Raw genomic sequence first — 13,433 nt, 5'->3', positions numbered from 1 at the left:
TATCAAAAACCTAGCAAACCTCCCCAGTCAAACAAGTCCATGATGGAATGGCAAAATTCCAGCGCCTGCTCTTGGGGCCAGTCTTGAGCCAAAGGCTCAAATACAGCTGTGTAATAAGCTGTCATGCACGATCGCAGAAACTCGTGTTTGACCAAATGGCTGATCTTTCCCTCTTTGTAAGCCAGCTCCAAATAGCGATAAGTCTCGTCTGCAGCCAAATGAGGCAGACGCTTCCTGAAGTCCGCTTGCGAAGATCCCTGAGATTTAAAGAGCAAGAGCTGCATAATATCCTTATGCTCATAGAGAATCCGCATCAGGGACTGGAGATCCTCTAAGCGATGTACCCACATGTCAGATAGGTGTCCCTCTTCTAGGAAAGCATAGTCACGTCGCTTCTGCTCTTGCCCATACTGATCTAAGGCTATCAGAGTAGGCTCAAGCAGGGAAGTAAAGAGACTGTCCTTACCCTCATAGCGCTTATAAAGAGCACCAGTCGTCAAGCCAGCAGCGCGACAAATTCTCCGAAGTGAAGCATCCTGATAGCCATAAGTCAAGAACTCACTCCTTGCGCTTTCCAAGATTTTTTCGTTTAACTCATCTGTTTCTTTTTTCATGATTTTAATTCGATAACACCGTTATCACCTTTCTTCTTTTATTATAAATTCTGACAATTTAACTGTCAAGGAAAAACAAAAGAGACCGAGAAATATTTTTGTCGGTCCAGTACTATTCCTTTTCCTCTTGTAAACATGACAAAAGAGGCTGAGACAAAAGTCCTAGCCTCTAAATTGTCTTTGGATTGTCGAGCAAGACGCAGTGGTTGAGTGGGCTCTACTACGCCGATTTCATCAGCTTTTACAGCCCTACTCAACTGTGCGGAGGTGGGACGACGAAATCGAATTCTAACGAATTACCGATTTCTGTCCCACTCTCTCTAGAATTTCATTTTTTATTAGGTGCATAAATCATGCCAGTACAGTCGAAATCTTCCTGTCGGCGAAAGCCGAGCTCTCTATAAAAAGCTAGATTTTTGTCTGACTGCTCCGTTGCCAGCTGGATTTGGTAAACATCCTTAAATCGTACCAGCGTCTGCTCAAGAAGACTCCGGCCAATCCCCTGACGCTGATAGTGTGGACACACCAGCAAATCCTGAATAAAGACAATGGTTAGTCCATCCCCAACCGCTCGGATCAAACCAACCAACTCTTCATCGTCATCATAGGCTGCCATTACAAACAAGGACTGATGGAAGGCTTGCTCTAACCGCCGAGGATGATTGGTGTAATTGCTCCAACTAACCGAAGCATAGAGATCTAGCACTGCTGCAAAATCTAGCTGTGGATTGCAAACATAACGGATCACACCAAACACCTCCTTCAAACTATAATTTCTCTAATCTTATAATTGTTCCAAGGCTAGCTTGAGATCTTCAATCAAGTCATCCACATTTTCCAAGCCGATAGAGAGACGGATTTGATTTGGTGTAATGCCTGCTGCCAGCTGAGCATCTGGCGACATCTGACCGTGAGTTGTCGTAGCTGGATGGACAACCAAGGACTTAGCATCTGCTACATTGGCCAAGTCAGAGAAAATCTCTAGGCTGTCAATAACCTTACGAGCTTCTTTCTCTCCGCCTTTGACATTAAAGGTGAAGATAGAGCCCACGCCTTTAGGGAAATATTTTTCTGCCAAAGCATGATATGGACTGTCAGCAAGTTTGGGATAATTGACCTGCTCGACCTTAGGATGCCCTGCTAAGAATTCCACAATCTTCTCAGCATTGGACACATGGCGCTCTACACGCAAAGAGAGAGTTTCCAACCCCTGCAGGAAGAGAAAGGCATTGAAGGGAGACATGGCTGCGCCCGTATCGCGCAAGAGCTGGGTCCGCACAGCAGTAACAAAGGCTGCTGCTCCGACATCGCGCGTATAACTGATATCATGATAGCTCGGGTCCGGGTCCACGAACTGCGGAAACTTGCCAGAAGCTTCCCAGTCAAAACGACCGCTGTCCACAATCACACCGCCAATGCTGGTTCCGTGACCACCGATAAACTTGGTCGCAGAATGGACTGCAATGTCCACTCCGTGAGAAAAGACATTGATCAGATATGGTGTAGCAAAGGTATTGTCGGAAATCAGCGGAATCTTGTGGGAATGGACCAACTCTGCCAAAGCATCAAAATCCGGGATATTAATCAGCGGATTGCCCAAGCTTTCAATCAGAACCAACTTGGTATTGTCCTGAATAGCTGCTTCTACTTCAGCCAGATTTTCAATATCAACAAAAGTCGTGGTAATGCCATAGCGAGGCAGGGTTTCTTTGAGCAGATTAAAGGTACCACCGTAGATGGTAGAGGCTGCTACTACGTGGTCGCCAGCATGGGCCAAAGCTAGAATGGTGTAGGTAACAGCTGCCATACCAGAAGCTGTTGCTAGAGCTCCGACTCCACCTTCCAAAGCCGCAATCCGTTCCTCAAAAGCAGACAGGGTCGGATTGGTAATCCGAGTGTAGATATTGCCCGGCTTACGTAGGGCAAAAAGATCTTCTCCCTCCTGAGTATCATCAAACACATAGGAAGTTGTCTGGTAAATAGGCAGAGCCCGTGACTTGGTTGTCGGGTCAACTGTCTGTCCGGCATGAAGTTGCAGGGTTTCAAATTTAAATTCACGTGTCATAAGGTCACCTCACTATAGTTATGTGATAAGTCTACCACTAAACGCCCCGCTTGACTAATAGAATTTCCTTATCAAAAGAAATAAAGAGAAGCTATATCTTATAGCTTCTCAGATATCATCTCAAAAGTCGCCTGATTGCTGGGCCAGTACAACTGCGACGAAACTTTGTCTAAAGCTACCCACTGAGATCCCACATGCTCATCAGAAATCTGGATGTCCTTCTGCTCTGTCAGAACTAGAAAGAGATCTTTGTGGATGGTCAGATTTTCATCAATCTTTACCGTAAAATCTCCAAGACTCGTCAGATTTGAACAAGCTAAGAGCAAGCCGGTTTCTTCTTTTATTTCACGAAGGCAGGCCTCTTCTGGGCTCTCACCACTCTCAATCCCACCAGTAATAGGCTGCCAAAATGAAACTGTCTCATCCTCAACTTTCAAGAGCAAGATTTCTCGATCCTCTGTATGAAAGATCCAGGCTTCAATCGACTGTTTCATCATGATTTTTTCTCAATCGGTGCTATGCTGGCCAGCACTTTCTTCAGACCGACTTCTGGGAAATTAATCTTAAGCTCTTGACTGTTTCCGCTACCAGAGACTGCTAAAACTGTCCCATCTCCCCATTTCTTATGATGGGCAATATCTCCGATAGCCCAAGCAACTTCTGGCTTAGATGGCCGGTTCTGACCGCTCTTTCCAAAAGGCAGACTGCCTGTAGAAATCGAACTTGGTGCCGCCTGACGCTTTCGCTCTTGCAGAGCCTGGGCCAGACTCATGCCCTGACCGAATTTGGTAGTATCGCTATTGATATAACTGACCTTAAAGGGGCTGTTTGCTGGTCGAGCCAGTCCCTGATAGTCTAGCAGGTCTGAGCTGATTTCTCTCAAAAAGCGAGTAGGTTGATTATAGTTGGTTTTACCATAAAGCATACGGGAATTGGCATTGGTCAGATAGAGCATCTTCTCTGCTCGGGTGATACCGACATAGGCCAGACGCCGCTCCTCTTCCAGCTCATCCTCATCTTCAGATGCTCGGCTCAGAGGGAAGACATTTTCCTCCATACCAACCAGAAAGACGACCGGAAATTCCAATCCCTTGGCCGCGTGGAGGGTCATCAGAGTCACTTCGGAACTCTCCGTATCTCCGTCATCTGTGTCTGCAATCAAGGCTAAGTCATTGAGAAAACGGCTGAGCTTATCAAGACCAGATTCATCAGCAGGATTGTCTGGACTTTCGTCAAAGTTCTTGGTTACAGACAAGAATTCTTCGATATTTTCAATCCGTGCTTGGCTTTCCAAGGTTGCCTGCGCAGCCAAAGCTGCAGAATAACCTGTCTTTTCCAACACAGCTTCTACCAGCTCCGTTACTGTAAAGTCGTCCAAGCGCTCCCGCAAATCAAGAAGCATATTGGCAAAATCATAGACCGCCTGAGCCGCCTTGCCCTTGACTGGCGACAATAGGATATTGGCCGACGCATCCAGTAAAGACATTTCCTGACTAGACGCAAAATCCCGAATTTTCTCCAACGTTCCTGGACCGACTCCACGCTTGGGCTCATTGATTACGCGCTCATAGCTGATATTATCGCTAGGATTGGCGATGAGATTGAGATAAGAAATGACATCGCGGATTTCCTTGCGGCTGTAGAACTTGGTTCCACCGACCATAGTATAGGGAATATTGGACTTGAGCAGGGCTTCCTCCACCGTACGTGACTGGGCATTGGTCCGGTAAAGAACTGCAAAATCCTTATGACTGTATCCTTCTCGGCTCAGCTGATCAATAGTCCGAGCGACAAAGAGAGCCTCGTCCTGCTCGTCATTAGCCCGATAGTAGACAATTTCCTCACCGTCTTCGTTTTGAGTCCAGAGATTTTTAGGACGGCGGTTGCGGTTGTTTCGGATGACTTCATTAGCCGCCTGAAGAATGGTCTTGGTTGAGCGATAATTTTCCTCCAGCAGAACTACCTTAGCTTCAGGATAATCCTTTTCAAAGTCCAGGATATTCTGCATATCGGCTCCCCGCCAGCCATAGATAGACTGGTCAGCATCTCCGACCACGCAGATATTCTTAAAGCGGGAAGCCAAGAGCTTGACCAGCTGGTACTGGGCATGGTTGGTATCCTGATACTCGTCCACATGGATATACTGGTAACGTTGCTGGTAGTAGGTCAGAACATCAGGATTTTGATCAAAAAGCCGCAGGGTCAGCATAATCAAATCGTCAAAGTCCATAGCCTCAGACTGGCGCAATTCCTTTTGATAGGCCGTGTAGCACTTGGCCACAATCTCCGTGTACATATCACCAGCTAGATTTGCATAGACCACCTCATCAATCAGGTCATTCTTAGCATTGGAAATAGTCCCCAGAATGGCGCGCTCATTCCACTTTTTAGGATCTAGATTGAGATTTTTGAGAATCCGTTTCATCAGAGTCCGCTGCTCACCTGGATCCACGATAGTAAAGTTGCGGTTGTAGCCAATATGATCTGCTTCTCGCCGCAGGATGCGCACACACATGGAGTGGAAGGTAGCGATTAAGCAATCTTGGGCCTCCGTTTTAAGTTTTTCAGCCCTTTCTCTCATCTCCCGTGCCGCCTTATTGGTAAAGGTAATGGCTAAGATATTCCATGGATTGACCATTTTTTCATCAATCAAATAGGCAATGCGATGGGTCAGGACACGGGTCTTACCCGAACCAGCTCCCGCCATAATCAGCAAAGGCCCTTCTGTTGTTTGAACCGCCTCAGCCTGACGGTCATTCATACCGTTTAATAAAGGATGCATTTTTCTTCCTCTTTCAAAGTCAATGTCACTATTATACCAAAAAATACCTCCGAAGGGTGTACAAAGTCAGCAGAATAAAAAGAGAAATAAGCAAGAAAGTTGCAACATTCTCCTAGCTCTCTATATATAAGCTACACTTACCAATGTTTATTTGAAAAAAAAGCAAAAAAAGGCTATAATGTACTATCTGAAAGGAGTAAGCATGAACAATCCCTCAAAAAACCTCAAACTGGCAGAACAGGGTGCCTTACTAGCTATTGTCACCTATATTCTTCTTTCTACTGCTAAGCTGATTGCAGGCTCTATGCTCCACTCTTCTAGTTTGACTGCTGATGGTTTCAATAACATTTCTGACATCGTCGCTAATATTGCAGTTCTTATTGGTCTACGAATGGCTCGAAAACCAGCTGATATGGACCATAAGTTTGGTCACTGGAAGATTGAAGATCTGGCAAGTCTAATCACTTCCCTAATCATGTTTTTTGTTGGACTGGACGTCTTATTTGAAACCGTTCAAAAGATTATTTCCAAACAAGTCACAGCCATCGATCCTCTAGGTGCAATCGTAGGTTTTATTTCAGCCATCATCATGACTGGGGTTTATCTCTTTAATAAAAAACTTGCAAAAAGAGCCAACTCTAAAGCCCTAGAAGCAGCAGCAAAAGATAATTTATCAGATGCTATCACTTCCCTTGGTACTTCAATTGCTATTATAGCGAGCGCCTTGAACTATCCCCTAGTTGACCAGCTGGTAGCCATTATTATTACTTTCTTCATCTTAAAAACTGCTTATGATATTTTTATGGAATCCTCCTTCAGTCTTTCTGATGGATTTGATGAAAGCCTCTTGCAAGATTATAAGCAAGCCATCCTTGAAATTCCTAAAATCACACAAGTTAAGTCCCAGCGAGGCCGCACTTATGGAAGCAATATCTATCTAGATATTATTCTTGAAATGAATCCAGACCTTTCCGTCTATGAAAGTCACGAAATTGCCGATCAAGTTGAAGAGATGCTAATGGAACGATTTGGCATTTTCGATATTGATATTCACATTGAGCCCGCTCCCATACCAGAAGATGAAATACTCGATAATGTCTATAAAAAACTCCTAATGCGTGAACAACTAGTTGACCAAGGAAGTCAGTTAGACAATTTACTTTCTGAAGAATTTTTCTACATTTCCCAAGATGGTCGTCAGCTAAATAAGGCTGAATTTCAGGCTGAAAAATCCTCAGAAAAAAAGATCAAAAATTTTGAACTGATTTCTATCAGCCACAAAACCAAGCTTATCCGTTATCAAATTGGCGACGTTCTTCACACAAGCATCTGGCGACGTCATGAAAACTGGCAAAATATCTTCCACCAAGAAACCAGAAAAGGAGATTAAAGATTTCCTAAGTGACATAATCCTAGGCTTTAACTCAGATTGGTTTGAATAAGATCTAAATACCCAAAAAAGAAGAGACTTAGGCCTCTTCTTTTTTGTTTTCTACTTATTCTCAATAAAACCAAACTTCTTTAATGGGGAAATTCTGAATGAAATGACTCCCTGAATCTGCTTGCTAGTAATTAAACCAAACTCTCGACTATCTCTTGTATTCTGCCGATTATCATTTAATATCAAGTAGGAATCCTTCGGAATCTTACGAGTTTTTGAATCAGTCAGCGTCTGCAAGCTAAAGTCATGCGTAAAATAACCTGAGTTACCAGGTGTTGCCAGGTATTTTTCCTTTAAACTAGATAAGTAATTCTCAGTTTTAATCTTATTGTTCAGATATAAGACATCATCCATATAGATGAATGAATCATTTTCTTTGGCAATCACTCGTCCTACATACTCTTTACCATCTACTTCATAAAGAACGAAATCTTCCCTCTGAATCTTTTCTCCTCTAATTGCTAAAACAAAATCATTCTCAGCAAGATAGTGATTTGAATCTTGTGATTTTATAGTATAGGGAGTAAAAACTAATAGACGCAAGGCAACAAAAATGAAAATTGCTATCACAAGGATCAGCAAATTACGAATCAAATCTCTCTTAACCATCATCTCTCCTTTTTCACCCTATTATACCATTTTTTACAGAATAAAAAAAGCCAATGATTCTCTTGTAATCATTGGTTTTATATATTTGTTTAGCGAACTGTGCGGATACGCATTGTGTTTGTACGAACAGCTTCTCCAACTGGTACACCAGCAACGATAACGATATCATCACCAGATTGTACAAGACCTGCTTCAACTGCTTTACGTTCAGCAATTTCAAACATGTCATCAGTTGATGATGGAGTGTCTGTCAACATCGGGATAACACCCCAGTTCAACATCAATCCACGCTCTGTTAATTCGTCAAATGTCAATGCCAAGATATCAGCATTTGGACGGTATTTAGAGATCAAGCGGGCTGTGTGTCCAGTCTTAGTAAGTGTTACAACCAATTTGATATCCATTGAGTTAGTAGCATCTTTAACTGCTGAAGCCATAACTTCTGTTTTAGAGTTACGTTCAAATGAATCTGAGTTCAAACGTCCGTATTCGTTAAGAAGAGTTTGAGCGTTCTTGTCGATTGTAGCCATTGTAGTTACTGACTCAAGTGGGTATTTACCATTTGCAGACTCACCTGAAAGCATTGTTGCATCAGTTCCGTCGATAACAGCGTTAAATACATCTGATACTTCTGAACGAGTTGCACGTGGTTTTTCAGTCATTGTTTCAAGCATGTTTGTTGCTGTGATAACAACTTTACCAGCTGCATTTACTTTAGTGATGATCATCTTTTGGTAAACTGGAACCATTTCAAATGGTACTTCAATACCCATGTCACCACGAGCAATCATGATACCGTCAGCAGCTTCAATGATTTCATCCAAGTTATCAATACCTTGTTGGTTTTCGATTTTAGCGAACAATTGAACGTGACCATTACCAGTTTCTTCACAGATTGCACGAACTTCGTCGACGTCTTTTGCAGTACGTACGAATGAAATCGCGATGAAGTTGATTCCTTGCTCAAGACCGAAGCGGATATCAGCATTGTCGCGCTCAGCAAGTGCTGGGAAAGGAATTTTAGTGTTTGGGATGTTTACACCTTTCTGCTTAGCAATGATACCGTCATTTTCAACGACTACTTCAAATTCACGAGTTGCATCGTCTTTTGCGAAAACACGAAGACCAAGTTTACCATCGTCAACCAAAACTTGGTGACCAACTTCAACATCATCGTAGATGTCAAGGGCACCAGCAACGTTCAAAGCAATCACTTCGCGAGTTGATTTGATTCCTTGTTTAGTTGCAACACGGATTTTTTCACCAGTTTTGTATGAATATTCTTTTGCGTCACCTTCAAACAATTCTGTACGGATTTCAGGTCCTTTTGTGTCAAGAAGAAAACCAACTTTTTGTCCAGCAATTTCTTCTGCAAGCTTAACAGTTGCCATACGCTCACCTTGCTCTTGGTGATCACCATGTGAGAAGTTGAAACGGAAAGTGTTTGCTCCTGCTTCAATCAATTTAGCAATATTTTGAGCTGAAGCTTCAACGTCAAGTTTTTCACCCCAGTAGCCGTCTTCACCGAATTTTTTACCACCACGGATTTCAACCGCAGGACCTAATGTTGCAACAATTTTTACGCGTTTGTTCATGATCTTATGAAACTCCTTTTATATATTTGGCCATTCTGACCTTTATAACAAATTAAATAGAAATACTACGATTTAGACTAGACAAAGCAAGATCTGCCTTGTGCGGATTGTTGACGATAATCTTACCATCTTCCGCCAAGCTAAAGAGTGCTCCCTCTTCTGCTGTTCCAAGAATTGGATTTTCAACCATTTTCTCATTGCGGATACCAACGGCTACACCACCGATCCCTTTTTTAAGTAATTCAACAGCATGTGCTCCCATGCGAGAAGCAAGAACACGGTCACGAGCGGTTGGAGAACCACCACGTTGAATGTGACCAAGCTCAGTTACACGAAGGTCACTTGTATCACCAGCAGCTTTTAATTTTTCACCAAATTCATCAGCTGACATAACACCTTCTGCAAGAACAATGATATTGTGCTTCTTGCCTTCCTCATATCCATGCTTGATGCTAGCCACAATCTCTTCAAATTTGAAACCTTCTTCAGGAACAATAATCTCATCTGCACCAGTAGCAATACCTGCCCATAGCGCGATGTCTCCAGCATTACGTCCCATTACTTCAACAACAAAAGTACGGCGGTGACTAGATGAAGTATCACGAATCTTGTCAATCGCATCCATTGCTGTTGTTACTGCTGTATCAAAACCAATTGTAAAATCAGTACCAACAATGTCATTATCAATGGTTCCTGGTACACCAACAGCTGGGAAGCCATGCTCTGTCAAACGCATAGCACCGTGGTAAGAACCGTCACCACCAATAACCACGACACCTTCAATTCCATGCTTTTTCAATTGCTCAATTCCCTTAAGTTGCCCTTCTTTTTGCGCAAACTCAGGATAACGAGCAGAGTGAAGGAAAGTACCGCCTCGAGAAATGATATCCCCTACCGATGCAGCTGTTAATGGTTGAATCGAACCAGCAACCATACCAGCATATCCATCATAGATACCAAATACTTCCATTCCTTCAGAAATTGCTTTACGAACTACTGCACGGATGGCAGCATTCATTCCAGGGGCATCTCCACCACTGGTCAAAACAGCAATACGTTTCATTCGTTTATGCTCCTTTTTCTTTTAACATTTTAACTGATTATACCACAATCTTAGGGAAAATTCTTCCTTTTTTAGCGATAAATCGTTTTCATTGTAAATTTTTGTAAATCCTCTTGTAAATCCTTTGATTTTTCCACTTGGTAATGCGGTGTAGCGATTGTTTTACCGTCACTTTCATAATGTAAAACAACAGGAATCGGTCCCGGAAATCGTTGGAGGATTTCTGCAATCTGAATATCATGTTCATGGTTTTCTAGCTGAATCCAAAATCGTTCTAAACTAGCTTCTACCGCCTCAGATAAAATCATTTGCAAACGACTATCCCTTTCCTGAATACGCCCCGTTAAAAAATAAATACCTTGTTCTTTTATACGATTCGCTAATAACTTATAAGTTTCTGGGAACAGGGTCACATCCAGTTTCTTTTTGGTGTCAGTGACCTGCAAAAAGGCCATATTCTCACCATTTTTCGTCCGAATAACTTTGATAGACTGGACTTGAGCAAGAATTTTTGCCCTGCTGTTTTCAGCTAGATCTCCTATCCAAGAAAAGGATTCTGTTGTCGCTTTGGCAATGGTCATTAAAGGGTGATCCGATAAGCCAACACCAAGAATAGATTGCTCCAGCTCAAACTTTTCAGCCTGACTATAATCCTCAGCCTCTGTCCATGAATAACTGCTATCAGCAAAAAGACTTCCCAATTCTTCCACAAAAATGAATAGGTTCGACAAATTAGAGATTATCTTTTGACGGTTAGGCTCAAAACTGTCAAAAAGGCCAATCTGAACCAGAGGAATCAAAGAAGACTCTTTCCGATACTGGGATGGTAAGCGTAGCAGAAAATCCTCAATTCCAGTAAAAGGTCGCTCTTCAATAATCCAGTAAGCTAAATCGCGAGGAAGCCCCTTAATATTTTTCAGACCTAGAAAGATTTGATTTTCCTCAAATTTATCGTGATAAGGGACTGTATTAATGGTCAAGGGAGCAAGCTTAAATCCAAAGCTAAGTGCGTCCGTAATATAGTCACTGCTAGAATAATTTAAGAGAACGTCAAAGAAAACTTCTGGATAATGAGCCTTGAAATAAGCCAACTGAAAGGCTAAGGCAGAGTAAGCATAAGCATGACTGCGGTTAAAGCCATAGCCAGCAAATTTCTCCATGATGGCAAAGACTTCTTTAGCTTTCTTTTCTGAGTGTCCAAGCTTCATTGCGCCTGAGACAAACTCTTCCTCCATCTTATGCATTTCTACGGCATTTTTCTTCCCCATGGCTCGACGCAAGATATCCGCCTTTCCTAGACTGAAGCCGCCAAAGCGCTGGGCAACTTGCATGACCTGTTCCTGGTAGAGCATGATACCATAGGTTGGAGACAGGATATCGTCTAGGCTTTCATCAATTGAAACAACAGCTTCACGACCATGCTTTCTCTTGACAAAATTGTCAATATAATCACTAGCACCAGGTCGATTCAAGGAGGTTGTAGCGACTACTTCTTCAAAACAAACAGGCTGAACTCTCTTAAGTAAACTGATAGCACCTGGCTGTTCAAATTGAAAAATTCCTTTGGTATCACCAGCAGCGAAAAGTTGTAGGGTTTTTTTATCTTCCAAATCAATGGACTCGATTTGGATGTCTATCTCGTATTTTTTTAGGACAGCTTCTTTCATTCGCTGGACAAAGGTTAAATTGCGCAAACCTAGAAAGTCCATCTTGAGAAGTCCATTGCTCTCGACTCCGTGGGCGTCATACTGAGTAATATACATATCCTCGCCATATTTGAGTGGTATCTGGTCTGTCAAATCATTGTCACTCATTACAACACCGGCCGCATGAATAGAGGTCTGGCGGGGGTTACCTTCGATTTTTTTAGCGATGTCAAAGGCCTTTTGATACTCTAACTTACTATTGATAATCTGTCGGAATGCAATATTCTTTTCATAGGCCGTATTCAAACTATCACCAAAGCGAATCTTCTTAGTGATGTTGGTCAGCTCATACTCTGCGACACCAAAGCGTTTGAAAACATCACGAATGGCCTGCTTAGCTCCAAAGGTTGAATAAGTCACTATTTGAGCTGCATGCAGTGTACCATAACGATCACGGACATAACGAATAAATTCCGGCCGGTATACATCTGGAATATCGATATCAATATCAGGCATAGTGTAGCGTTCCAGATTTAGAAAGCGTTCAAAGAGTAGATTGTTTTTGACAGGATCAATTCCTGTGATTTCTAAAGCATAAGCCACCAGACTTCCTACTGCAGAGCCTCGCCCCATTCCCATGTAATAGCCCTGACTACGTCCAAAACGCAACAAATCCCATACGATGAGAAAATAATCATCAAAGCCCATCTGATGAATAACAGCAAGTTCCTGATTGAGGCGTTCCTGATAGAGAGAGCTTGTTAAGCCTCGTTTTTTCAGCCCAGCTTCTGAGCGCTCACGTAGTTCTTCCACTGCTGGACGCTCCGGATTAAAACGTGGCAATTTTAACTCTGTATCGATATCATAATGGACATTCTGGACCAGTCTTTCAAGATTTTCTAAACTCTCTGGAAAGGTCTTCTCAAAAGCGTCCCTAAGTTGCTGGGGTCGCAAAAAATGCTGACCGCTTGGCAAATCCCCTACCTCTCTCAGACTAACATTCTCTCGAATAGCCCTCAGCATCTGCAAGGTTTCCAAGTCTCCTGTATCAAAATAGCGGACAGTATAAAGAGGTAGCGTAGGCCTTGAAAAATCTTGAAGAGGAGTCGTTGGAGAAACCCCAATGTAATAAGCTTTTCCCAGATCTAAATCATCAATTCCAGGAAAAGCAGGAACAATCAGAGCCAAACCTTGCATCAAATGCTGAATATCTGACCACTCTTTTTTATCAAGCATGATGAGAGTTGAAACCTTCATCAAATTCCGATAACCTTGGCTATTTATCGCCAATAATCGTAAGGACAAAGGCTGTCCATCTTTGGCTAAATTCAAATCCAGACCTAAAAGCCCCTGAATTCCAGCTGCTTTCGTTTCTTCTAAAAAATGATAGGCTCCGTAGAGATTATCCATATCCATAATCCCTAAGTGACTATAACCAAATTCTTTCGCCTTTTCCACATATTTTTTAATTGAGACGAGGCTGTCCATAAAACTGTATACTGTTTTAGTATCTAACTGTGCAATCACTGGCCTCTCCTTCGCTTGTAATCTTTAGTTCCTATTATACTAGAATTTAAAAAAAGAAGAAACCAATGACAAAAAAAGCCTTAGAGAATCT

The 13,433-nt window shown here is 42.4% G+C and carries 10 protein-coding genes; 1 reads left to right on the top strand and 9 read right to left on the bottom strand.

All coding sequences use genetic code 11. The features are described from left to right. Positions 1-2: 2 nt before the first annotated feature. From PCY09_RS00780 to pcrA, 5 genes are all read right to left on the bottom strand, one after another. On the bottom strand, positions 3-614 hold the full coding sequence (locus tag PCY09_RS00780) for a TetR/AcrR family transcriptional regulator (protein ID WP_061595937.1): 612 nt from the start codon (positions 612-614) through the stop codon (positions 3-5). 328 nt (positions 615-942) lie between these two features. After that, positions 943-1,362, bottom strand: a complete 420-nt coding sequence (locus PCY09_RS00775) for a GNAT family N-acetyltransferase (RefSeq protein WP_045635236.1) — start codon at positions 1,360-1,362, stop codon at positions 943-945. A 36-nt stretch (positions 1,363-1,398) separates the two neighbouring features. Beyond that, entirely contained in the window at positions 1,399-2,679 is a 1,281-nt protein-coding gene (locus PCY09_RS00770; protein WP_061595938.1) for an O-acetylhomoserine aminocarboxypropyltransferase/cysteine synthase family protein, read from the bottom strand. Between the two features lie 98 nt (positions 2,680-2,777). Further along, entirely contained in the window at positions 2,778-3,176 is a 399-nt protein-coding gene (locus tag PCY09_RS00765) for an NUDIX pyrophosphatase (protein ID WP_045635234.1), read from the bottom strand. After that, positions 3,173-5,461, bottom strand: a complete 2,289-nt coding sequence (pcrA, locus tag PCY09_RS00760; RefSeq protein ID WP_125397113.1) for a DNA helicase PcrA — start codon at positions 5,459-5,461, stop codon at positions 3,173-3,175. The genes PCY09_RS00765 and pcrA overlap by 4 nt, the downstream gene beginning before the upstream one ends. A 202-nt stretch (positions 5,462-5,663) precedes the next feature. Here pcrA and PCY09_RS00755 point away from each other — a divergent pair, with 202 nt between their 5' ends. After that, a complete protein-coding gene (locus tag PCY09_RS00755) occupies positions 5,664-6,851 on the top strand; it encodes a cation diffusion facilitator family transporter (protein WP_045773299.1) in 1,188 nt (395 codons plus the stop codon). 102 nt (positions 6,852-6,953) lie between these two features. On the opposite strand, the gene lepB is transcribed toward PCY09_RS00755, so the two are convergent. The 4 genes from lepB to PCY09_RS00735 form a co-directional block, all read right to left on the bottom strand. Then, positions 6,954-7,511: a signal peptidase I gene (gene lepB / locus PCY09_RS00750; protein WP_046165437.1), complete on the bottom strand. Its 558-nt coding sequence runs from the start codon at positions 7,509-7,511 to the stop codon at positions 6,954-6,956. Between the two features lie 89 nt (positions 7,512-7,600). Then, positions 7,601-9,106 carry a pyruvate kinase gene (pyk, locus tag PCY09_RS00745; RefSeq protein WP_045635229.1) on the bottom strand — a complete coding sequence of 502 codons (1,506 nt, stop codon included), beginning with the start codon at positions 9,104-9,106 and terminating at the stop codon, positions 7,601-7,603. Between the two features lie 52 nt (positions 9,107-9,158). Continuing rightward, positions 9,159-10,169: a 6-phosphofructokinase gene (gene pfkA, locus PCY09_RS00740; protein ID WP_008809277.1), complete on the bottom strand. Its 1,011-nt coding sequence runs from the start codon at positions 10,167-10,169 to the stop codon at positions 9,159-9,161. A gap of 71 nt (positions 10,170-10,240) precedes the next feature. Beyond that, positions 10,241-13,342: a DNA polymerase III subunit alpha gene (locus PCY09_RS00735; RefSeq protein ID WP_061602098.1), complete on the bottom strand. Its 3,102-nt coding sequence runs from the start codon at positions 13,340-13,342 to the stop codon at positions 10,241-10,243. Between the last annotated feature and the right edge of the window lie 91 nt (positions 13,343-13,433).

Origin of the sequence: Streptococcus sp. SG2, from assembly GCF_030439925.1 — a bacterium.
Classification (GTDB): Bacteria; Bacillota; Bacilli; order Lactobacillales; family Streptococcaceae; genus Streptococcus; species Streptococcus gordonii.
The sequence above is the reverse complement of the archived record's forward strand: the minus strand, read 5'-3'. Positions and strand labels throughout refer to the sequence as shown.